This window comes from Nocardioides alkalitolerans, from assembly GCA_038184435.1.
Lineage (GTDB): Bacteria > Actinomycetota > Actinomycetes > Propionibacteriales > Nocardioidaceae > Nocardioides > Nocardioides alkalitolerans_A.
Map to the genome: position 1 here is coordinate 1908514 of CP116227.1, position 21944 is coordinate 1930457.

Annotated in this window: 22 protein-coding genes; 8 read left to right on the plus strand and 14 right to left on the minus strand. The window is 73.9% G+C overall.

Features of this window, described 5'->3' with window-relative positions; all coding sequences use genetic code 11:
- The first annotated feature begins 43 nt into the window (after positions 1 to 43).
- Both PIR53_09120 and PIR53_09125 read left to right on the plus strand, forming a co-directional pair.
- A complete protein-coding gene (locus tag PIR53_09120; GenBank protein WZH54135.1) occupies positions 44 to 1210 on the plus strand; it encodes an ATP-dependent DNA ligase in 1167 nt (388 codons plus the stop codon).
- Positions 1211 to 1244: 34 nt separating this feature from the next.
- Positions 1245 to 1781 (plus strand): hypothetical protein, encoded by a 537-nt coding sequence (locus PIR53_09125; protein ID WZH54136.1) that lies wholly within the window; start codon positions 1245 to 1247, stop codon positions 1779 to 1781.
- Between the two features lie 96 nt (positions 1782 to 1877).
- Here PIR53_09125 and PIR53_09130 read toward each other — a convergent pair whose 3' ends face one another.
- Positions 1878 to 2966 (minus strand): ATP-dependent DNA ligase, encoded by a 1089-nt coding sequence (locus PIR53_09130; GenBank protein ID WZH54137.1) that lies wholly within the window; start codon positions 2964 to 2966, stop codon positions 1878 to 1880.
- 51 nt (positions 2967 to 3017) lie between these two features.
- Here PIR53_09130 and PIR53_09135 point away from each other — a divergent pair, with 51 nt between their 5' ends.
- Both PIR53_09135 and msrB read left to right on the plus strand, forming a co-directional pair.
- Positions 3018 to 3860, plus strand: coding sequence for an adenylate/guanylate cyclase domain-containing protein (locus PIR53_09135; protein ID WZH54138.1), 843 nt, complete (start codon positions 3018 to 3020; stop codon positions 3858 to 3860).
- Between the two features lie 29 nt (positions 3861 to 3889).
- Complete coding sequence (msrB, locus tag PIR53_09140; protein WZH54139.1) at positions 3890 to 4294, plus strand: peptide-methionine (R)-S-oxide reductase MsrB; 405 nt, start codon at positions 3890 to 3892, stop codon at positions 4292 to 4294.
- Here the strand turns inward: msrB and PIR53_09145 are convergent.
- The 10 genes from PIR53_09145 to PIR53_09190 all read right to left on the minus strand — a co-directional run bounded on the left by PIR53_09145 (position 4266) and on the right by PIR53_09190 (position 14684).
- Positions 4266 to 4769 carry a rhodanese-like domain-containing protein gene (locus PIR53_09145; protein ID WZH54140.1) on the minus strand — a complete coding sequence of 168 codons (504 nt, stop codon included), beginning with the start codon at positions 4767 to 4769 and terminating at the stop codon, positions 4266 to 4268. The two genes, msrB and PIR53_09145, sit on opposite strands and share 29 nt — an antisense overlap.
- Positions 4766 to 5272, minus strand: coding sequence for a cysteine dioxygenase family protein (locus PIR53_09150; GenBank protein ID WZH54141.1), 507 nt, complete (start codon positions 5270 to 5272; stop codon positions 4766 to 4768). Before PIR53_09150 ends, PIR53_09145 begins: the two co-directional genes overlap by 4 nt.
- A 290-nt stretch (positions 5273 to 5562) precedes the next feature.
- Positions 5563 to 6225: a chlorite dismutase family protein gene (locus PIR53_09155; GenBank protein WZH54430.1), complete on the minus strand. Its 663-nt coding sequence runs from the start codon at positions 6223 to 6225 to the stop codon at positions 5563 to 5565.
- A gap of 179 nt (positions 6226 to 6404) precedes the next feature.
- On the minus strand, positions 6405 to 7892 hold the full coding sequence (gene hemG, locus PIR53_09160) for a protoporphyrinogen oxidase (protein ID WZH54431.1): 1488 nt from the start codon (positions 7890 to 7892) through the stop codon (positions 6405 to 6407).
- On the minus strand, positions 7889 to 8428 hold the full coding sequence (locus PIR53_09165; protein WZH54142.1) for a flavin reductase family protein: 540 nt from the start codon (positions 8426 to 8428) through the stop codon (positions 7889 to 7891). Before PIR53_09165 ends, hemG begins: the two co-directional genes overlap by 4 nt.
- Complete coding sequence (locus PIR53_09170; GenBank protein WZH54143.1) at positions 8425 to 9615, minus strand: LLM class flavin-dependent oxidoreductase; 1191 nt, start codon at positions 9613 to 9615, stop codon at positions 8425 to 8427. The genes PIR53_09165 and PIR53_09170 overlap by 4 nt, the downstream gene beginning before the upstream one ends.
- A 9-nt stretch (positions 9616 to 9624) precedes the next feature.
- Positions 9625 to 10878: an SfnB family sulfur acquisition oxidoreductase gene (locus PIR53_09175; protein ID WZH54144.1), complete on the minus strand. Its 1254-nt coding sequence runs from the start codon at positions 10876 to 10878 to the stop codon at positions 9625 to 9627.
- 3 nt (positions 10879 to 10881) lie between these two features.
- Positions 10882 to 12012: a dimethyl sulfone monooxygenase SfnG gene (gene sfnG / locus PIR53_09180; protein ID WZH54145.1), complete on the minus strand. Its 1131-nt coding sequence runs from the start codon at positions 12010 to 12012 to the stop codon at positions 10882 to 10884.
- Positions 12013 to 12124: 112 nt separating this feature from the next.
- Positions 12125 to 13402 carry an acyl-CoA dehydrogenase family protein gene (locus PIR53_09185; GenBank protein ID WZH54146.1) on the minus strand — a complete coding sequence of 426 codons (1278 nt, stop codon included), beginning with the start codon at positions 13400 to 13402 and terminating at the stop codon, positions 12125 to 12127.
- Positions 13403 to 13412: 10 nt separating this feature from the next.
- A complete protein-coding gene (locus tag PIR53_09190) occupies positions 13413 to 14684 on the minus strand; it encodes an acyl-CoA dehydrogenase family protein (GenBank protein WZH54147.1) in 1272 nt (423 codons plus the stop codon).
- A gap of 206 nt (positions 14685 to 14890) precedes the next feature.
- Between PIR53_09190 and PIR53_09195 the strand changes: the two genes are divergently transcribed.
- Positions 14891 to 15937: a DUF4349 domain-containing protein gene (locus PIR53_09195; GenBank protein WZH54148.1), complete on the plus strand. Its 1047-nt coding sequence runs from the start codon at positions 14891 to 14893 to the stop codon at positions 15935 to 15937.
- Positions 15938 to 16163: 226 nt separating this feature from the next.
- Here the strand turns inward: PIR53_09195 and PIR53_09200 are convergent, their stop codons facing one another.
- Positions 16164 to 16877 (minus strand): helix-turn-helix domain containing protein, encoded by a 714-nt coding sequence (locus PIR53_09200; protein WZH54149.1) that lies wholly within the window; start codon positions 16875 to 16877, stop codon positions 16164 to 16166.
- A 119-nt stretch (positions 16878 to 16996) separates the two neighbouring features.
- Here PIR53_09200 and PIR53_09205 point away from each other — a divergent pair, with 119 nt between their 5' ends.
- From PIR53_09205 to PIR53_09215, 3 genes are all read left to right on the plus strand, one after another.
- Positions 16997 to 17857 (plus strand): 3-hydroxybutyryl-CoA dehydrogenase, encoded by an 861-nt coding sequence (locus tag PIR53_09205; GenBank protein ID WZH54150.1) that lies wholly within the window; start codon positions 16997 to 16999, stop codon positions 17855 to 17857.
- 10 nt (positions 17858 to 17867) lie between these two features.
- A complete protein-coding gene (locus PIR53_09210) occupies positions 17868 to 19028 on the plus strand; it encodes an acyl-CoA dehydrogenase family protein (protein WZH54151.1) in 1161 nt (386 codons plus the stop codon).
- A gap of 184 nt (positions 19029 to 19212) precedes the next feature.
- Positions 19213 to 20154 (plus strand): TerC family protein, encoded by a 942-nt coding sequence (locus PIR53_09215; GenBank protein ID WZH54152.1) that lies wholly within the window; start codon positions 19213 to 19215, stop codon positions 20152 to 20154.
- A 60-nt stretch (positions 20155 to 20214) separates the two neighbouring features.
- On the opposite strand, the gene PIR53_09220 is transcribed toward PIR53_09215, so the two are convergent.
- Positions 20215 to 21516: a hypothetical protein gene (locus PIR53_09220; GenBank protein ID WZH54153.1), complete on the minus strand. Its 1302-nt coding sequence runs from the start codon at positions 21514 to 21516 to the stop codon at positions 20215 to 20217.
- On the minus strand, positions 21513 to 21863 hold the full coding sequence (locus PIR53_09225) for a hypothetical protein (protein WZH54154.1): 351 nt from the start codon (positions 21861 to 21863) through the stop codon (positions 21513 to 21515). The genes PIR53_09220 and PIR53_09225 overlap by 4 nt, the downstream gene beginning before the upstream one ends.
- Positions 21864 to 21944: the final 81 nt, after the last annotated feature.

Consider the following 21944-nt stretch of genomic DNA (forward strand, 5'->3'; position numbering starts at 1 on the left):
CGGGCAGCATAGGGCGGTCGGGCGACGGAGATAGGGTCGTGCCGTGGACCTTCCGGTGATGCCGCCCGTGCGGCCGATGCTGGCCAAGTCGGTCGCCGGCGTCCCCGACCCGGCGCGACACCCCGGCGGCCTGTCGTTCGAGCCCAAGTGGGACGGCTTCCGCTGCCTCGTCTTCAAGGACGGCGACGAGGTCGAGCTGACGTCGCGCAACACGAAGCCCCTGACGCGCTACTTCCCCGACGTCGTCGCCGCGGCCCGCGAGCAGCTCCCGGACCGGTGCGTCCTCGACGGGGAGCTGTACGTCGCGACCCCGGCCGGCGCCGACGGCACCGGTCTGCCCCGGCTCGAGTTCGAGGTGCTCCAGGAGCGCATCCACCCCGCCGACTCGCGCGTGCGCATGCTCGCCGCGACCACGCCCGCGGGCTTCGTGGCGTTCGACCTGCTCGCGCTTGGGGACGAGTCCTACGTCGAGCGCCCGTTCGCGGAGCGCCGGGCCGCCCTCGAGCAGGCGCTGGCCCACCTCGCGGGGCCGTCCGACGCGACGGGCGACGGTCCGGGGCCCGCCCTCACCGGCTGCCACCTCGTCCGCACGACGACCGACCCCGACGAGGCCCGCGCCTGGTTCGAGCAGTTCGAGGGGGCCGGGCTGGACGGGGTCATCGCCAAGCCGCTCGACGCGCCGTACACCGAGAACGGCCGCACGATGTTCAAGATCAAGCACGCGCGCACGGCCGACGTCGTCGTCGCGGGCTACCGGGAGCACAAGACCTCGACGCCGGAGCAGCCGCTGCTCGGGTCGCTGCTGCTGGGCCTGTACGACGCGGACGGCTCCCTGCAGCACATCGGCGTCTCCGCCTCGTTCACCGCCGCCCGGCGGGCCGAGCTCATCGAGGAGCTCGCGCCGCTCGTCTGCCCCCTCGGCGAGCACCCGTGGGGCGCCTGGGAGGAGTGGGCGGTCGCCAACCCCGACCGGGTGCCCGGCACCCAGTCGCGGTGGAGCGCCGGCAAGGACCTCTCCTTCGTGCCGCTGCGGCCCGAGCGCGTGCTCGAGGTGGGCTACGACCACATGGAGGGGCGCCGGTTCCGCCACACCGCGCAGTTCAAGCGGTGGCGCCCCGACCGCGAACCCACGTCCTGCGGCTACGAGCAGCTCGACGAACCGGTGAGCTACGACCTGACCACCGTGCTCACGCCCCGGACCGACCAGTGACCCACCACGCGACCGACGCACCCCAGGAGACGCCATGACCTACCACGTCGTGCTGCTCGTCGAGCAGCCGCTGACCGAGCTGGACGCCCGCCAGGTCACCTCGCTCCACGTGGAGCTCGGCGAGGAGGTGGTCTACGACGTGCTGCTGCCCGTCGACGACGCCGCCGAGCGCATGGCGACCGCCGTCGGCACGCTCGGCTCGGGCGACCTGGTCGGCTCCCCCAGCTACGCCCTCGCGAGCATCGACTTCGACGAGCTCCACGAGCAGAGCGAGGAGGAGGCCCACGAGGGCCTCGCGCAGACGCTCGCGCAGCTGCGGGCCACGGGCGCGAAGGCCCAGGGCGCCGTCGTGGCCGACGACCCGATCGGCGCGCTGCTGTCGACCGTGTCCACCGTCGACGCCAGCGAGGTCATCGTGCTCACCAGCTCGCACGCGGTCGCCGAGTTCTTCGGCGTCGACTGGACGTCGCGCGCGCGGCGCCACCTCGACGTGCCCGTGCTGCACCTGCTCGAGCACGAGACGTTCGCCGAGCAGGCCGACGGCGCGGGCGAGGGCGTCACCGGGCTCTGACCCCCCTCGGCCCCTCACCCCGCACGGGACGTCGTGCGCCGCGGCGGGCGGGGCCGCCGCTCCGCATGACGTCCTCACGGGGTGGGAGGACCCTGCTCAGCCGGGGCGGCGGTTGCCCGCCTCGTCCCAGTGCTCGGCCACCTTCTTGCTGGGCTGCACCCGCGGCGGCTCGCCGGGCATCTTCGGGTGGTCCGGCGGGAAGCTCAGCTCGCCGCCGGGCAGCGTCTCCCACAGCTCGAGCAGCGGCTCGAGGGGGAACGCCTCATCGTCGATCCCGGCCCAGGGGTCGCCGTCGGCGAGCCGCTCGGGGACCGAGAAGAGGTGGAGGTCGCGGGAGTCCTCGAGCTCGGCGAGCTGATCCCAGGTCACCGGGGTGCTCACGGGAGCCCCCGGCCGCGGTCGCAGCGACCAGGCGCCCGCGACTGTCCGGTCGCGGAGGTTCTGGTTGAAGTCCAGGAAGACCGATCCCGCCGGGCGCTCCTCCTTCCACCAGCTCGTCGTGGCACCGACGTCGCGGCGCTCGAGCTCGCGGCCGAGCCCGATGGCCGCGTGCCGGACCTCCTCGAACCCGTAGCGGGGCTCGATCCGCACGTACACGTGGACGCCGCGGTTGCCGCTGGTCTTGACGAAGGGCCGCAGGCCGCGCTCCTCGAGCAGCTCCCGCGTCGCCGCCGCCACGCGCCGCGCGTCGGCGAACGTCGCCCCCTCCTGGGGGTCCAGGTCCACGCGGAGCTCGTCGGGGTGCTCGACGTCGGACGCACGCACGGCCCAGGGGTGGAACGTCAGGGTCCCCATGTGCGCCGCCCAGACGGCGGCGGCCGGCTCGGTGAGGCACAGCTCGTCGATCGGACGTCCGTTCGGCGTGGTGACGCGGCAGGTCTCGACCCAGTCGGGGGCGCCCTTCGGCAGTCGCTTCGAGTAGAAGCCGTCGCCCTGCTGCTGGCCGGCGGGCCCGACCGTCAGGGTCATGCCCTCCCGCCACCCGTCCGGCCACCGCTCGAGCGCGACGGGCCGCTGCCCGTTGGCGTGCATGAAGACGTCGCCGACGGCGGCGAAGTACTCGCACACCTGCAGCTTCGTGACCTCCGGCGTGCGGTCCGTGGCCGCGTAGACCACCCGGTCGGGGCTCGAGACGCGGACCTCCCGCTCTCCTACGACGACGTGCGCGGCGGGCGTCTTGGCCATGGCTCACCGTAACCGCTCCGGCCGCCGGCGCCCGTCTGGCACGATGCGCCCGTGCCGACCTGGTCGATCGTGCTGCTCGTCGTGCTGCAGGTGGCGTCGCTGGCCGCGGCCGTGACGTTCGGCGTGCTGCTGACCGTCAGCCGCCGGCGGGTCCGGCGCCTCGACGCCGAGGTCGCCGCTCTCCGAGACGCCGCCGCCCTGCCGCCCTCGTCGCGCCTGCGGCTGCCCCGTCCCCGCGAGGCCGTGCGCGCGGTGTGGGAGACGGTCGAGCTCGTGCGCGACCGGGGCGTCGGTGGTGCGCTCCGCTCCTCCATCGAGGAGCTCGCGGGCTGGGCGCAGGTGGAACGGCCCGACCTGGTGCGGCTCGCGACGCACGACGGGCGGGTCACCATCCTCTTCTCCGACATCGAGGGGTCGACGACGCTCAACGACCGCCTCGGCGACCGCGCCTGGGTGCGGCTGCTGGCGCGTCACGACGCGCTGGTGCGCCGTGCCGTCGAGGCCCACGCGGGCCAGGTGGTGAAGACGCAGGGCGACGGCTTCATGGTGGCGTTCGGCCCCGCCACCGACGCCGTGGGCGCCGCCCTGGAGGTGCAGCACGCGCTGGCCGGCTGGCGCTCCGAGCCGCGCGTGCGCGTGCGCATCGGGATCCACCGCGGCTCCGTGCTGCACCGCGACAACGACCTCTTCGGCCGGAACGTCGCGTACGCCGCGCGCGTGGCCTCCCTCGCCGACGGGGGCGAGGTGCTCGTCAGCGAGGCCGTCGCCGACGCGCTCGACGCCGACGAGCGCGCCACGCTGCTCGACCCCGAGGGCAGCCGGGAGGTGGAGCTGCGCGGCATCACCGGCACCCAGGTCGTGCACCGCCTCGTCCCGCCCACCGCGGCCGGGTGAGCCTGGACCGCGGCAGTACCATGGGACCCATGGGTCACAAGGTCGAGAGGTCCGACGCGGAGTGGAAGGCGCAGCTCTCCCCGGCGGAGTACGCGGTGCTGCGCCAGGCAGGCACGGAGCGTGCCTTCACGGGTGAGTACACGGACACCGAGACGGTCGGCGTCTACCACTGCAAGGCCTGCGACGCGACGCTGTTCGAGTCGGAGACGAAGTTCCACTCGGGCTGCGGCTGGCCGTCGTTCTACCAGCCGGTGACGGACACGATCGAGTACATCGAGGACAACTCCCACGGCATGAAGCGGGTCGAGGTGCGCTGCGCGAGCTGCGGCTCCCACCTCGGGCACGTCTTCCCGGACGGGTACGGCACGCCCACCGGCGACCGCTACTGCATCAACTCGATCGCCCTCACGCTCGAGCCCCGTCCGGAGTCCTGACCGGCATCCCCTGACGGCGCCAGGCGGCGAAGCCCCCGACCACGTCGGTGGCCGCCGTCAGCCCGAGCCGCTGCAGCGAGTCCGCCGCCAGCGACGACGTGGTGCCCTCGGCGTCCACGACGACGACGGGGAGCTCGTACGACGCGGCCTCGATCCGGCTCGGGCTCCGCGGGTCGAGGCGCCACTCGAGGTCGACGCGCTCGAGGACCAGGGCCCCCAGGCGGGGGTCGATCTCGCCCTGCTCCCGTCGCTGGGCGGCGGGCCGCACGTCGACGAGCAGGGCCCGCCCCCAGAGCACCGCCTGGTAGGCCGCCCGGGGGCTCAGGCGCTGGAGGCGCGCCCGGGCGTCCGCGAGCATGTCGTCGACGCCGTCGAACCACACCTCCTCGAAGCGGCTGCCGACGGGCTCGACGAGCCGGAGGGTGCGCGAGGGGCGGGCCGTCGCGTGCCAGACCTCGATCGCCGCCGCGCTCACAGCTGCACCCCCGCCTGCTCGACGCCGACGACCTCGAGGCGGCCGCGGGACGCGACGTACCGGGTCATCGTGGTGAGCCGCGGCGCGTAGGCGTGCACCGAGAGCGCCGTCGTCGTCGTCTCGTTGCGGACCTCGTGCACGTGGCCCGTCGTGTAGGCGCGGGACTCGCCGCGGCCGACGTACCAGGCCGTCGGGTCCCCCAACGCCCAGGTGCGCTCGGTGAGCCGGCCGCGCAGCGTGGCGTAGGCGCCGCGCGACTCGCCGTGGTCGTGCCAGCCGGTGCTGAAGCCGGGTGGCCAGGTGAGCAGCCAGACCTGGAGGTCGGGCGTCGAGCGGAGCTCGAGCGACTGGCGCTCGGGATGCTCGAGGTCGACGAGCTGGTGCAGGTCGGGGTCCGCGGCGATCTCGCGGAGCGTCTGCAGGAGGGGCAGGAGCGCGAGGCCGGGCGGTACGTCGGCGGTGACGGGCGCGGCGGTCGAGGATGCAGGGCTGTGCGTGGTCATGGCTGGTCCTGGAGGCTGTGTCGTCGCCCGACACGGACGCGGCGGTCCGGGGCGACAGGGGTGTGGTCGGTCAGCGGGGGCGACGACAACAGCGACACAGCGTGAGCACGAGCCAATTCCTACCAGAGGGCTCGACTTGGGACCGGCGCAGCGCCCACATGGTGGGACGCGCGGGCGGGAGGCCCGACGCGGAAAGGGGCACGGACGACGTCTCCGGAGCGATCCGGGATGTCGTCCGTGCCCCTTTCCGGGCAGGTTCCGAGCGGGACCCGAGCCGGGTCAGGCCAGCGTCACGGCAGGCGCTCGACGAGCTCGCGCACGGGGGTCAGCGCGCCGGTGTAGAACGGGATCTCCTCGCGCACGTGGCGCCGGGCGCCGGAGGCCCGCAGCTCGCGCATGAGGTCGACGATGCGACCGAGGTCGTCGGCCTCGAAGGCGAGGAGCCACTCGTAGTCGCCCAGGGCGAACGAGCTCACCGTGTTGGCGCGCACGTCGGGGTAGGGGCGGGCCATCTTGCCGTGCTCGACGAGCAGGGCGCGGCGCTCCTCGTCGGGCAGCAGGTACCACTCGTAGGACCGCACGAACGGGTAGACGCACACGTGCTTCTTGACCGACTCGTCGGCGAGGAACGCCGGCACGTGGCTGCGGTTGAACTCGGCCGGACGGTGGAGGGCCATCTGCGACCAGACGGGCTCGAGCCGGCTGCCGAACGTCGTGCGCCGGAAGCGGTTGTAGGCCGCCTGGAGCTGCTCCGAGGTCTCCGCGTGCCACCACACCATGAGGTCGGCGTCGGCGCGGAGGCCGCTGACGTCGTAGACGCCGCGCACCACGACGTCGTCGCCCGCGAGGTCGGCGAACAGCTTCTCGACCTCCTTCGCCTCACGACGACGCTTCGCGTCGGGGCCGAGCACGCGCGCGAGGCGGAACACCGACCACATCGTGTAGCGCGACATCTCGTTGATCTCGCGCAGCTTGGCCGCGTTCGTCTTGACGTGCTCCTGCGGGTCGGCGGCCGACGCGGCAGCCGTGGTCTCCGTGGTCTCCGTGCTGGTCTCGGCGGGCTCGGTGCTCATGACCGCCATTGTCGCGCAGCGGCTCCCGCGGACGATCCGGGGGCCGGGTCCCCGCGGGGTCAGGCCGGGTCGAGCCCGAGCGCCGCGACCGCCAGGTCCGCCGAGGCCACCACGGCGGGGATCCCGACGCCGTCGTACGACGCGCCCGCGACCGCGAGGCCGGGGACGCGCGCGACGGCGGTGCGCACGCGTCGTACCCGGTCGGTGTGGCCCAGGGCGTACTGGGGCAGCCCGTCGGGCCAGCGCTGCACGTGGTGGGCGACGGGCTCCGCTTCGAGACCGACCGCCGCCGCGAGCTCGGCCCGCGAGTCGGCGACGAGGTCGGCGTCGGGGCGCGCGGCGTCCGTGTCGCCGGCGCGCCCGATGGAGGTCCGCAGGAAGCGCAGGCCGGCGTCGGCACCGGCTGCGGCGACCCAGTCCCACTTGGCCCAGGAGAAGGTCGACGCCTTGATCCGGCGGCCCTCGACGGGCGGCACGAGGAAGCCGGACCCCTCGGCGCGGGAGCCGGCGACGTCGGCGCTGCGGAACGCGAAGGTCACGACGGCGACCGAGGCCGCGGTGAACGAGCGCAGCCCCGCGGCCGCCGCGGGGGCGACCTCCGCCAGCAGGTCAGCCGACGGCCCGGCGGGCGTCGCCACGACGACGGCGTCCGCGCGGAGGTCCTCCGCACCGGGACCGCTGGCGAGCGTCACGACGAGACCGTCGCCGTCGCGCCGCAGGCCGGTCGCCCGCGTGCCGGTGCGCACCGTCCCCCCGGCCGCCATGACGGCGGCGGCGAGCGCGGCCGGGAGCCGTCCCATGCCGCCCGGGATGCCGGCGAACACGGGCGCGTCGTAGGTGCGCGGCAGCGCCGCGGCCTGCTCGAGGATCGACCCCCGGGCGGCCATGGTGAGCAGCTGCGGCATCGCGGCCCGGGCGGAGATGCGGCGCGCGTGCCCGGCGTACACCCCGCCGAGCAGCGGCTCCACGAGCAGGTCGGTGACGGCCGGACCGAACCGGCGGTCGACGAGGTCGCCGATGGTGATGTCCTCCCCCGTCTCGACGGCCTCGGCGGGCAGGGTCGGCTCCGCGGCGACGCGCGCCAGGTCGGCGTCGTCGAGCAGACCGGAGGCCCGGAGCTCCTCGAGGTCGCTCGGCACCCCCATGAGGCTGCGCGGCAGCGGCCGCAGCTCGCCCCGGCTCCAGATGCGGGAGGACGCGAGCGCCGGGTGCACGACGTCGAGCCCGACGTCGCGCGCCAGGTCCACGCCCTCCGGGCGCCGGTTGAGCATGGCCTCCGCGCCGACGTCGACGGTGGTGCCCGCGACCTCCGCCGTGCGCAGCTTGCCCCCGACCCGGTCGTCCGTCTCGAGCACGGTCACGCGGTGGCCCGCGCCGGAGAGCCGGTACGCCGCGGCCAGCCCCGCGATGCCGCCGCCGACCACCACCACGTGCGTGCTGCGCCCGTCGACCGTCATGCCGACCAGCCTGCCAGAGCCCGGCTGCGGCCGAGCCCTGGCCCGGCCCCGACCCGGCCCCGACCCGGCCCCGACCCGGTCCGAGCTCAGACGAGGGCGCTGAACCCGCTCCGGTGGAACACCAGCGGACCCGGGACGACGGCGTCCGCGGGCGCCAGGGTCGGGTCGACGTGCTCGACCGCGTGCAGGCGCAGCAGCACGATCGTGTGGTCGCCGGCGACGACCTCGTTGTAGATCGTGCAGTCGAAGCTGGCCAGGCCGTCGGCCAGGGTCACCGCGCCGGCGTCGGTGACCGTGACGTCCACCCCGTCGAAGCGCGACGCGACCGGCCCGGCGAGCTGACGGCAGACCACCCCGTGGTGCTCGGCCAGGATGGTCACGCCCAGGTGCCGGGCGCGGCGCAGGTCCGGCCAGGTCTTCGAGCCGTTGGCGATGGAGAACGACACCAGCGGCGGGTCGAGGCTCACCGAGGTGAACGAGCTCGCCGCGAGCCCGACGAGCTCGCCGTCGACCTCCGCGGCCACGGCGACGACGCCGCTCGGGAACACCCCGAACGCCTGGCGCAGCCGCGCGGGGTCGAGGTCCTGGTTGGTGGCGAAGGGCGCGAGGAGGGGGGTGAGGCTCACTGGGCCGACACCTCACGCGTGCGACCGGCGGCCGGGGACGGCGCCGGGGCCGCACCCCCGAACGGCACCGACGACAGCACGGGACGGGCACCGAGCGGGTTGGTCCAGAGCCCTCGCCGCTCGAGCACGGGCAGCACGCCCTCGCCGAACCAGTAGGCGCCCTCGAGGTGGGGGTAGGCCGAGAGCACGAACTCGTCGATGCCCACCGAGCGGTACTCCTCGATGCGGTCCGCGATCTCCTCGTAGGAGCCCACGAGCGCCGTGCCCGCGCCGCCCCGCACCAGGCCGACGCCCGCCCAGAGGTTCGGCGAGATCTCGAGGCCGTCCTTCGTGCCCCGGTTGAGGTCGAGCATGCGCTGCTGGCCGACCGACTCGCTGCGCCGCAGGCCCGCCTGCACCCGGGCGATGGTCTCCTCGTCGATGCCGGCCAGCAGGCGGTCGGCCTCGGCCCACGCCTCCTCGGCGGTGTCGCGCGGGATGACGTGGAGCCGGATGCCGAAGCGGATCTCGCGACCGCGACGGTCGGCCAGCTCGCGGATCCAGCGGATCTTCTCGGCGACCGCGGCCGGCGGCTCGCCCCAGGTGAGGTAGACGTCGGCGTGCTCCGCCGCCACCTCGCCGGCGGCGGGCGAGGACCCGCCGAAGTAGATGCTGGGGGTCACCTCGGGGACCGAGGCGAGGGTCGCGCCCTCGACCCGCAGGTGCTTGCCCTGGTAGGTCACCGTCTCCCCCTGCCACAGGCGGCGGACGACCTCGAGGAACTCCCCACCCCGGGCGTACCGCCCGTCCTTGTCGAGGAAGTCGCCGTAGGCCCGCTGTTCGCTGCTCTCGCCGCCGGTGACGACGTTGAGCAGCAGCCGGCCGCCGGTCAGGTTCTGGTAGGTGGCGGCCATCTGGGCCGCCAGCGTCGGCGAGGTCAGCCCGGGGCGGAAGGCGACGAGGAACTTCAGCCGCTCGGTCACGGGCGCGAGCATGGCGGTCGTGATCCACGCGTCCTCGCACCAGGCGCCGGTCGGCGTCAGCGCGGCCTCGAAGCCGAGCTGCTCCGCGCTCCGTGCGACCTGGCCCAGGTAGGCCACCGAGGCCGGCCGGCCCCCGCCGACCACGTCGGCGCCGTGGCCGCCGCCGACGACGTAACGTCCGTCGCCGCCGTTGGTGGGCAGGAACCAGTGGAACTTCAACGACATGGTGCTTCCTCAGATCTGGCCGTGGTTCGGGGGCAGGGTTCCGTCGACGGCGTGGCGGCCCAGGTGCTGGACCTTCCACGCCGCCGGGTCGTGCAGGGTGTGGGTGCGCGCGTTGCGCCAGTGCCGGTCGAGGTTGAGCCGGGCCAGCGCCGACCGGGTGCCGGCCACCTCGAACAGCCGCGTGCCGGCCTCCAGCGACGCGGCGGTGGACGACGCCCGCGCTGCCGCCACCGCGAGGCTGGCGGCGCCCGCCGAGGCCTCGGTGAGGTCGGCCTCCGCGGCCTCGACCGCGCGGGCCGCCTCGCGCAGCAGCGCCTCCGCCGACCGCACGGCGAGCTCCACCTCGCCGAACGCGTGGACCACGAGCGGGTCCTCGGCGGCGCGCTCGACCCCGGCGTCGGGGTACGGGCGGCTCTTCGTGGTCACGAAGGCCGCCGCGTCGCTGACCGCGGCCCGCGCGATCCCGGTGTCGATGGCGGCGTGCAGGAGCTGCGCGAACGCGCCGTACACCTGGGGACCGTCGAAGGTGAGGTGCCAGGGCGTCACGTGCGCGTCGGGGACGCGGACGCCCTCGAGCCGCACGGTCCCGGACGCGGTCGTGCGCTGCCCGAGGCCGTCCCAGTCGTCGACGACGCTGACGCCCGCGGCCTCGCGCTCGACCCACGCGACGTGCAGCGGTCCGGCCGTGCCGTCCTCGCCCACCCCCCGGTGGGCGAGGACGGGGATCCAGTCGGCGAAGAGGGCGCCGGTGGCGTAGCCCTTCTCCCCGTCGAGGCGCCATCCCCCGCCCTCGGCGGCGGGCACCGCGGTCAACGCCGTGCGGAACTCCCGCACGTGGCGCGTGCCGACCTCGGACTGCGCGTTGCCGAAGCGGCGTCCCGCCAGCACCTCGCCGAAGAAGAACGCCCGCTGCGCGTCGGAGGCGGCGTGCCGCAGGGCGTTGACGTAGACGAAGTGGCTGTGCGGGACCTGGGCGACGTTGGGGTCGCCCACCGCGAGCAGCCGGGTGACCTCCGCCGCCGCCACCGCACCGAGCCCCGGGCCGCCGAAGGCGGTCGGGACGGTGATCCCCTGCAGCCCGCTCGCCGCGAGGCGGTCGAGCGGCTCGGCCGGGAGCACCCGCTCGGCGTCGCGCTCGGCCGCCCCCGCGGCCAGGTACGACGCGAGCCCGGCCGCCACCTCGAGCGCCTGGTCGGCGTCGAGGACGGGCGGTCGATGCCCCGCGGGGAGGGAGGAGATCGGTGCGGTGCCGGCGGCGGTCACTCCTCAGCCCACCCGCTCCAGCTCGGCGGCCTCGAGCTCCCGGACGAGCGGCAGGATGCGCTCGCCGAAGTACCGGACGTCCTCGTGGTAGTGCAGGAAGCCCAGGAGGAGCAGGTTGGCGCCCTGCCGCTTGTAGGTGAGGATCCGCTCGGCCACCTGCTCCGGCGTGCCGACGAGCCCCGTGCGGAACCCGTCGTTGTACTGCACCAGGTCGGCGAACTCCGAGTCCTGCCACATGCCCTTGCCGTCGCCCGTCGAGCGGCCGGCCTGCTTGACGGCCTCGCCGAAGCCCTCGACCGCCTCGCGGTCCGCCTTGTCGACGATCTCGCGCAGCACGTCGCGGGCCTCGGCCTCGGTGTCGCGGGCGACGAGGAAGCCGTTGACGCCGAACTTCACCGTGCGGCCGTGGACGTGGGCGACCTCCGACACGTCGCGCACCTGCTCCGCGATGCCCTCGGGCGTGTTGCCGTTGGCGAAGTACCAGTCGGAGACCCGGCCGGCCTGACCGCGGGCGGCCGTCGAGTTGCCGCCCTGGAAGATCTCCGGGTGCGGCCGACCGGGCAGGTCGAGCGGCTTGGGCTTCAGGTCGAAGTCGTGGAGCCGGTAGAAGTCGCCCCGGAGCTCCGCGTGCTCGCTGGTCCAGATCTCGCGGAGGTAGCGGATGAACTCCTCGCTGCGCCGGTAGCGCTCGCCGTGCTCGAGCCACGGCTCGCCCAGCTTGATGAACTCGTCCTTGAACCAGCCCGACACCACGTTGGTGGCGATCCGCCCGCCCGTGAGGTGGTCGGCGGTGGTCAGCCACTTCGCCAGCACGCCGGGCTGCCACAGCCCGGGGTGGACGGCCGCGATGACCTTCAGCCGCTCGGTGGCCAGGGCCAGCGCGAGGCTGAAGCTCGTCGACTCGTGCTGGTACGCCGCGCCGTACGACGCGATGTAGCGCACCTGGCTCAGGGCGTACTCGAACCCGTTGTCCTCGGCCAGCCGGGCGAGGGTCTTGTTGTAGTCGTAGGACCAGTCGGTGCGCTGCTCGATCTTGCTGACCACGAGGCCGCCCGAGACGTTGGGCACCCAGTAGGCGAACTTCAGCGGCTCGGCGTGCGCCCGGCGCACGGCCTCCGCGTGGACGTCGGTCATGAGACCTCCTCACGTGCGTGGTCGACGAACTCGACCGTAATAGTTGACTTTGGGCGGACCACGACGGGTCCGCCATGTGGACGGATGTCCCGATGGTCGGACAGCGCGGGGCTCACCCGACCACCTCCGGCACGGGGACCGCCCGCGGCCTCCAGTCGGCGCGGTCGCGCTCGGTGCGACCGATCGCCCAGGCGTAGGGCGGCGGCGTGCCGTTGACCTCGGCGTCGCCCACGACGCGGGCCTTGAGGATGCGCGGGTTGTGGGAGGCGACCGTGCGCGCGTTGCGCCAGTGCCGGTCGAGCCCCTTGTCCTGCGCGGTCCCCGAGGCGCCCAGCGCGTCGAACAGGTCGGACGTCGCCCGCAGCACCAGGTCGGTGACCACGACCTGCGCGGCCGACGACTCCAGCTCGGCGGCCTCGGCGCGCGACGCCGCCTCGGCCGCCCCGAGGGTCGCCGCCCCGTGGGCCGCGTCGAGCGCGTCCGCCACCCGCAGCGTGACGGCCTCCGCGGCGTACACCGCCGAGGCGATCTCGCCGACCCGCGCCAGCACCTGCGCGTCGTCGCGGACGCGCGGGGCGTTCGCGTGCGAGTACGTGCGCTCGCGACCGCGGACGTGGCGCACCACGTCGCCCAGGGCCGCGCGCCCGATCCCCGCGAGCGTCGCCAGCAGGTTCAGCTGGTAGAGCGCCGTCTGGTAGGGGAACCGCTCCTCGAAGGCCAGCACGTCGGAGGCGGCGACGCGGGCGTCGACGAAGACCGCCGTGCCGGAGCCCGTGCCGACCTGGCCGAAGCCGTTCCAGTCGTCGTGCACGGAGACACCCGCCTGGTCGGTGTCGACGACGGCGATGGCGAACCCGCCGACCTCGTCCCCGCGACGCACGTAGACGTCGGCCCACTCGGCGAAGATCGTGCCGGTCGTGTAGTACTTCGTGCCGTCGAGACGGAACTGGCCGTCGCCCGCCGGGCGGAGCACCGTGCCTTGCGTGTCGATGGCCGTGGCGCCCACCTCCGACCACGCGTTGCCGGCGATCTGGCCCCGCACGAACCGGTCGAACCAGACCTCCTGCCCGCCCTCCCGGGCGTGGTGCCACAGCCGGTCCTCCGCGAACGCGAAGTGACCGCGGAGCACCTGCGCGAGGTTGTTGTCGGCCGCGGCGAGGTCGATCCAGAGCTGGGTCAGGTCGGCGAGCGAGGCCCCGGCGCCCCCGTGCTCCCGGGGCACGCGGACGGCCCCGAAGCCGGACTGCTTCAGCAGCTCGACCTCGTCGACGGGCAGGCGGCGGTCGAGCTCACGCTCCAGCGCGCCGGCGGCGATGGTGGCGAGGACGGGCGCGAACCGGGCGCGCAGCTCCTCCAGTCCCGGCGAGCGCCGGGTGCGATCGAGGGTCATGTCCCGCTCCTCACGTGTACCAGGTCGGCTCGGGCAGCTCGTCGAGCAGCACGTAGCGGCCGACCTCGGCACGCTTGTGCGCCACCGGGTCGTGGAGCGAGTGCGTGCGGACGTTGCGCCAGAAGATGTCGAGGCCGACGTGGTTCGCGCTGGCCCGGGCGCCGGTGACCTCGAAGACCTTCGTGCCGATCTCGAGACCGACGTCGATGGCGACCTGCTTGGAGGCTGCGATGACCACGGCCGCCTCCCCACGCTCCTCCGGCGTCACGGCGTCGGCGTGGTCGTTGATGCGCTCGAGCAGCTCCGCTGCGCGGTCCGCGAGGGCCTCCGCGGCCCAGAGCTTGGCGGTGAGGTCGCCGTAGGTCTCCTGCACGTGGAACTCGTCGACCGCCCGCTCCTTCACGTCCTTGGCGTAGGGCCACGCCCGCGTGGTCCCCCGCGTGTACGTCGCGGCCGTGCGCAGCGCGCCCTGGGCGATGCCGAGGTAGAGGTTGGTGAAGATCGCCTGGATGATCGGCACGTTGAGGGTGTTGTAGACCCGGGGCACGAACTCGTGGCCGGTCTCCGTCGCGACGTACCCCGCGGCCGAGGCCCAGTCGACCCGCACGTCCTCGATCTCCACCGAGCCCGACTCGGTGAGCCGCTGCCCGAGGTTGTCCCAGTCGCCCGCGAAGCGCAGGCCCGGCTGGTCGGTGGGGACGATCGCGAAGACGTGCTGGTCGGTGCCCTCGATGACGCCCTCGAGCACGGTCACGTCGGAGACCCGACCGCCGGTGGAGAACGACTTGCGGCCGTTGAACGACAGCTGCTCGCCGTCGGGACCGCCGACGAGCCGGATCACGAGGTCCTCGTCGCGCGGGTTGACCGCACCGCCGAAGAACCACTCCTGCTCCCCCGCGGCCTGCTCCACCGCGGCGATCTGCTCGGGCGTGCCGACGAGGCGGGCCGCCCACGCCCACAGGTAGTGGTACCCGAGTAGCTGCCCGATCGAGCCGTCGCCCGCGGAGACCGCGCGCACCACCTGCAGGGCCGTCGTCCAGCTCTCGCCGGCGCCGCCGTGGGCGGACGGCGCGAGGAGGGTCACCAGGCCGGACTGCTTGAGCAGCCGCACCTCGGCGTGGGGCGTCGCTCCGCGCCGGTCACGGTCGACCGCGTCCAGGGAGAGACGGTTGGCCACGGCGTGGGCGCGCTCGACCCACCCGGCGGACGTGGTGGGCGTGGGCCCCCACTCCGGGGCGCGGGTCGCGTCCACCGGGGCGGCGGACGTCGTGGGGAGGGACATGGTTGCTCCTTCTCGTCGGGTACGACGGGGGCCCGATCCCCCGCCGTCGTTCAATGTCGAGCAACCTAAGCGAGTTTGTGGAGATGGAGTCGTCGTCCCACATCGCGAACGGGGTTGCGGACGGCCACGGAACCGTCGGGGAACCGTCCGTGCACCACCCGGCAACCACCCGGGAACCACCCGGGGGCGTCCCGCGTCGAAGCCGCATGAACCGCACCGGAACCCTCCTCGCCCTGGCCCTCACCACGACGGTCGCCCTGACCGCCTGCAGCAGCGGTGGCGACAGCGTCACCAGCAACGACGAGTCGTCGAGCTCGGAGCGCCTCGAGGACCGCTCGGGAAGCGCGGGATCGCCCCAGGCGGCCCCGTCGGAGGGCGCCGACGCGGATGCCGGCGGCTCGAGCGAGGCGAGCGGGTCGGCCGAGGGTGCGTCACCACCCGATGCCGCTCCCGAGCCCTCGGCCGTGATCGCGACGGGCACCGTCGACCTGGTCGCCGACGACGTGGCCGAGACCCGCCGCGACGTGCAGCGTCTCGCCGACGAGGCCGGCGGCCGCGTGGCGGGCGAGGAGACCACGACCGACCGCGACGGGGTGATGGACGGCAGCCGGCTGGTGCTCGAGGTGCCCAGCGCCACCTTCGACGACACGATGACCGCCGTCGAGGAGGTGGCCACGACCGCGTCGAGCACCCGCTCGCTCGAGGACGTCGGCACCGACATCGTCGACACCGAAGCCCGGATCCGCGCCCAGGAGCAGAGCCTGACCCGCATCGAGGCCCTCCTCGCCGAGGCGGAGGACCTCACCGAGCTGGTCGCCATCGAGAGCGAGCTGACCTCGCGCCAGGCCGCGCTCGACAGCCTGACCTCGCAGCTCGACTACCTGCAGGACGCGACCGCGTACTCGACCATCACCGTCTACGTGGAGCGGACCGACGAGGCCGCGACGGACACGGAGGACGACGACGAGGGGCGCGACGGCTTCCTCGGCGGGCTCGCAGACGGCTGGGACGGCCTCACCGGCACGTTGGGCGCCGCCGCCGTCGCCGTCGGCCTGCTGCTGCCGTGGCTGCTGCTGCTCACCCTGGTCGGCGTGCCGGTGACCTGGGGCGTGCGGCGCCTGCGTCGTCGCCGGACCCCGGCGGGGGCGGCAGGAGCGACCGGGGCGACCGGACCGTCGGGGCCGTCAGGGATGACCGGGGCGGGCACGGAGCGACCCGACTCGGGCCTGCCCACGCGTCCCGGGCGGCCCTGATCCCCCTGCCCGCCGCGTCCGCGAGCGGAGCGGTCCTCGGAGGGTCCCGAAAGGCTTGGACAGAACCGGCACCAGCGCCGCGCACGATCCAGCCCGGACCGACTCGCACCAGCCTGATCGAGGCTGCACCGGGCTCGATCGGCGCACATCGGGCCGTGCGCGACCGATCACGAGGCGGTCGGCGCGCCGGATCTGTCCAAGCCGATGTCGACCTCCGTGGCCCTGCTCAGGGGGCGGGGTGCACCAGGTCGTTGCGCAGGGCGGCCTCGACGGCGCCGGCGACGCTGGCGGGGTCGTCGCCGGCGTGGGCCACGACCACGACGGTGGCGCCTGCTCCCCCACCCGCTCCCCCGCCCAGGCCCTCGCGGCGGTCGCCGAAGAGCTCGACGACCTTGGTCATGGCGGCGTCGAACTCGGCGACGGGGTCGTCGGCGAGCCCGCGAAGCCACCGCCGGAGCACCACGTTGTGGGCCGTGATGACGCTGCCCGCCATCAGCTCGGCCCGCAGCTCGTCGCCCATCCAGGTGCGGATGTACTCCCGGAACGCCCGCTGGTACTGCTGCATCCCGGCGATCTCGCGCTCGCGCAGGCTGGGCACGGAGCGGGTGAGGTCGTAGCGGCGCTGGGCCAGCTCGCCCTCGTTGAGGTAGTGCTTGAGCACGAGGCGCGACGCCTCGAAGACGGCGACGAGGCTGTGCCGCTCCGAGGCTGCGTCCAACCTTCCTCGCACCTGCTCCAGCAGCTCGTCGTGGTGGGGGAAGATCACCTCCTCCTTCGAGCGGAACGCCCGGAAGAAGGTCGTGCGCCCGACCCCCGCGCGCTCGGCGATGGCGTCGACGGTCGTGCCGTCGTACCCCTGCTCGTCGAAGAGCTCAAAGGCCGCCTGCTGGAGGCGCTCGCGCACCGTCGGCCGCGGCCGTCCGCTCTCGCTCGTCGCCATGCTCCGCATCCTAGGCACCCCTCACCTCAGCCTCGTCCCCTCGCCTCGCGCCTCCGACGGCCTGTGTACGCCGGACCACGTGTACGGTACTCAGTACCGTTACTTCGAGGAGGACCAGGGTGAACCACACCAGTGCCACCAACGTCGGCGTCGTGGGCTGCGGGCTCATGGGCGCGGGCATCGCCGAGGTCGCCGCCCGCAGCGGGCACGACGTCGTCGTCGTCGAGTCGGACGAGGCGCGTGCGAGCGCCGGACGCGACCGCCTGGAGGCGTCGCTCCGGCGCGCCGAGGCCAAGGGCAAGATCCCCAGCGCCGCCGACGTGCTGGCGCGCATCCGCGTCGTCACCGTCATGGAGGAGCTCGCCGACCGCGACCTCGTGGTCGAGGCGATCGTCGAGGACGAGGACGCGAAGACCGCCCTCTTCCGCCAGCTCGACGCCATCGTGACGTCACCCGACGCGATCCTGGCCTCCAACACGTCGTCGATCCCGATCATGAAGCTGGCGGTCGTCACCTCGCGCCCGACCCACGTGCTCGGCATCCACTTCTTCAACCCGGTGCCGGTGCTCAAGCTCGTCGAGATCGTGCCCAGCCTCCTCACCGACCGGGAGACGGTCGCCCGCTCCCGCACGTTCGTCGAGGGCCTCGGCAAGGAGCCCATCGACTGCCAGGACCGCGCGGGCTTCGTCGTCAACGCCCTCCTCATCCCGTTCATCCTCTCGGCGATCCGCATGTTCGAGTCCGGGTTCGCCACGGCCGAGGACATCGACCGCGGTCTCGTGCTCGGCGCAGCCCACCCGCAGGGCCCGCTCGCACTGGCGGACCTCATCGGGCTCGACACGACCAAGGCGGTGGCGGAGTCGCTCTACGAGGAGTTCAAGGAGCAGCTCTACGCCCCGCCGCCGCTGCTCGCGCGCATGGTCGAGGCCGGGCTGCTGGGTCGCAAGACCGGCCGAGGCTTCTACACCTACGACAAGTGAGGAGGCGGCGATGAGCTCGTTCGACCTGTTCCGCACCAACGAGGACCACGAGGAGCTGCGCGCCGCCGTGCGCGACGTGGTCGAGGCCAAGGTCGCGCCCCACGCCGCCGCCGTCGACGAGGAGGCGCGCTACCCGCAGGAGGCGCACGACGCCCTGGTCGCCGCGGACTTCCACGCTCCCCACGTCGGCGAGAAGTACGACGGTGTCGGGGCGGACGCCCTCGCGACCTGCATCGTCATCGAGGAGGTCGCGCGTGCGTGCGTCTCGTCCTCCCTCATCCCGGCGGTCAACAAGCTCGGCTCGATGCCGCTCATCCTGGGCGGGTCGGACGAGCTGAAGCAGCGGTACCTCCCGCCGCTCGCCCGCGGCGAGGGCTTCTTCTCGTACGGCCTGTCGGAGCGCGACGCCGGTTCCGACACGGCGTCCATGAGGACCCGGGCGACGGCGGACGGCGACGACTTCGTGCTCTCGGGCCAGAAGTCGTGGATCACCAACGCCGGCGTCTCGGAGTTCTACACGGTGCTCGCCGTGACCGACCCCGACGCACCCCGCGGCAAGGGCATCAGCGCGTTCGTCGTGGAGAAGTCGGACGCAGGCTTCACGTTCGGCGAGAAGGAGAAGAAGCTCGGCATCAAGGGCTCACCCACCCGGGAGCTGCTCTTCGACCGCGTTCGCATCCCCGGCGACCGGATGATCGGCGAGCCGGGCACCGGGCTCCAGCTCGCGCTCCGCACGCTCGACCACACCCGCGTGACCATCGGCGCCCAGGCCGTGGGCCTCGCCCAGGGAGCCCTCGACTTCGCGGTCGGCTACGTCAAGGAGCGGAGCCAGTTCGGCAAGCACATCGCCGACTTCCAGGGCATCCAGTTCATGCTCGCCGACATGGCGATGGAGCTGGAGGCGGCCCGCCAGATGGTGTACGTCGCGGCCGCCAAGTCGGAGCGGGGCGACGCCGACCTCTCCTTCTTCGGCGCCGCCGCGAAGTGCTTCGCCTCCGACGTGGCGATGAAGGTGACGACGGACGCGGTGCAGCTGCTCGGCGGCTACGGCTACACGAGCGACTTCCCGGTCGAGCGCATGATGCGCGACGCCAAGATCACCCAGATCTACGAGGGCACCAACCAGGTGCAGCGCGTCGTGATGGCACGGCAGCTGCTCGCGTCGCGCTGAGTCCCGCGACTTGAAGACGACGTGCGGTCTCCCCACACTGGAGCACGTGAGGGGAGTACCCCGCTCCACGACGCATCGTCACCACGGTCGCCCCTGAGCGGCCCGGTGCGTCGGCCACCGTCACCGCGGTGGAGGGGGAGACCTCCGGACGACCCGCCTCGTGCGGGTGGACTGGAGGTGTCCGATGGACGTTCCCCTGTGGGCATGGGCCGCTGTGCTGGCCGTCATCCTGGCCATGCTGGCCGTCGACCTGTTCGCGCACCGCGACGCGCACGTCGTGTCGGTGCGCGAGGCCGCCGCCTGGTCGGCCGTGTGGGTCTCGCTGGGCCTCGCCTTCGGCGGCGTGGTCTGGTGGGCGTACGGCGCGCAGGCAGGCGGCGAGTACTTCGCCGGCTACCTCATCGAGAAGTCGCTCGCCGTCGACAACGTGTTCGTCTTCGCCCTGATCTTCACGTACTTCGCGGTGCCCCGGGAGTACCAGCACCGGGTGCTGTTCTACGGCGTCCTCGGGGCGCTCGTGTTCCGCGCCGTGTTCATCGCCGCCGGCTCGGTCCTCATCAGCAGCTTCGCCTGGATCCTCTACCTCTTCGGCGCGTTCCTGGTGGTGACCGGCTGGAAGATGTTCAGGCACCGCGACGGGGAGACCGACCTCTCCCGCAACCGTGCGCTCGCCTGGGCCCGCGCCCGCATCCCGTCGACGGACCAGTACCACGGTCAGCGCTTCTGGGTGAAGGAGGCCGGTCGGTGGGTGGCGACCCCGCTCTTCTTCGTGCTCCTCATGGTGGAGACGACCGACATCATCTTCGCGGTCGACTCGATCCCGGCCATCTTCGCCGTCACCCAGGAGCCGTTCCTGGTCTTCGCGAGCAACGCGTTCGCGATCCTCGGCCTGCGCGCGCTCTACTTCCTGCTGGCCGACCTCATCGACCGCTTCGTCCACCTCAAGGCGGGCCTCGCCGCGATCCTCGTCTTCGTCGGCATCAAGATGCTGCTGCTCGACGTCTACAAGATCCCGCTCTGGCTCTCGCTCGGCGTCATCGGGCTCTGCCTGGCGGTCTCCATCGGGCTCAGCCTCTGGCAGACCCGGGCCGGCGCCGCTGAGCGATCCCCCCGCGCCCGGACGTGACGAACGCCCGCCCCGCTGCTGCAGCGGGGCGGGCGTCCCACGTACGTCGCGGGTCGGCCGTCAGTCGATAACGGCGGGCCCGGTGTGGTCGTCGTCGAGCCACTCGTCCTCGCGCCCGAGGAACGAGCGCGGGTCGTCCTCGTCGCGGTCGCGACGGCGTCCACCGGTGCCCCGGCCGGCCGTCGCTCCCCCGCCGGTCGCACCGCGGCCGCCGGCGCCCCCGGGGCCACCGGCCCCGCGACCACCGCGTCCACCGGCACTACCGCGGGCACCGGCGCCGCCCCGGCCGTTGGCGCCCGCACCGGCCATGCCGCGCCCGGCAGTGGCGCCGCCACCGCGGGCACCGCCAGCAGCCTGGCCGCCGCCCGCCACGAAGGGCCGGCTCGACCCGGCGGCGGAGCCGCTGCTCCCGAGCAGGCCACCACCGCGCATGGCCGCGGACAGGCCGGCGCCGGCGGCCACGCCACCCGCGACGGCGCTCCCGGCGAGGCCACCCCCGCCGCCCGCGCCGACGACGCCCGGTGAGGCCCCGCCGCCCAGGGCGGGCGGGACGCCCGGTCGGGCCTCGAGCAGACCGTTCTCACCCGGGGCGCCGGGCGTGAAGGTGCCCGGGCCGACGGGCTGCACCGGCGTGGTGGGCCATTCCGGGTCGACGGGCGTCGGGCGGACGTCGTCCGGGTCGCGGTCCGGGTCGTCCGGACGATCCGGATCGCGCGGCTCCCAGACGACCAGGTCGACCTCGCCGTGGTCACGGCCACCGGGCCGCGTCGGCCGGTTGATCCCGGGCCCGACCGGACCGTTGCCGCCGCCCTCGTTGCCGGGGCCGGCGGGCGACTGCGCGTTGATCTTGGCGTACTCGTCCGCGGCCGCGTCCAGCTCCGTCTGGAGGCTCTGGTAGATCTGGCGGCACTGCTCCTCGCGCGCCGCGACCTGGGCGGCGTGCTGGCTGGCCGCCTGCTGGTTCGACTGCTCGATCGACGTGCGCTCCTCCGGCGTAGCGAGCGGCAGCGGGGTCTCCGGGGTCGGAGCCGGCGGCACGCTGGAGACGGCCGCGAACTGCGTCCGCGCGGTCGAGAGCGCTCCGGCGGCGGCGGTCGCCGCGCCCTGGCCGATGGCCAGCCGACCCGATCGGTAGTTCAGCGCCTGCTTCATCGAGGCCACCGAGGCGGCCATCGCCTGGCGGGTGTTCTCACCGAGCGCCTCGTCGTCGAGCACGTCCTGCAGCGCCTGCTCCAGGCCCTCGCCCACCGTGACCGCGCCCTCGGCACCGGTCTGCCACACGACGGGGTCGTCGTCCACCGCGACGTCGTCGACGCCCGTCAGGGCCTGGACGAGGCGCGTCTCCCAGTAGCCCGCGCTCATGCCAGCATCGCCCTCAGGCTGCCGCCGGCCCCCGCGACCGCGGCGGCGACGGCGCGCACGGTCGCCTCGGCGTACTCGTCCGTGAGCCGCAGCTCGGCGGCCGCCTGGTCGAAGGCCTCGATGAGCCCCTGGATCTGGCCGAGGTCGCGCTGGATGGCGGTGCCCTGGGTGGAGACGGCGCCCGTGCGCTGCGTCGCCACGCGGGCCGCGGCCGGAGAGCCGCCGAAGCTGATGCTCGGCAGCGCCCCGACGTCCATGAGCTCCAGCTGGCCCTGCTGGCTCATGCTGAGGAGCAGGTTGCGGATGCGCTGGATCGAAGCCTCATCCAGCGTCGTGACGTTTCCCATGACGTCTCGCCCTTCCCGAAGAGTGCGGCGCCCCCCGTAAGGCGCCGCGAGGGGTTGTATCCGTCCCGCCGGGCGGGTAAA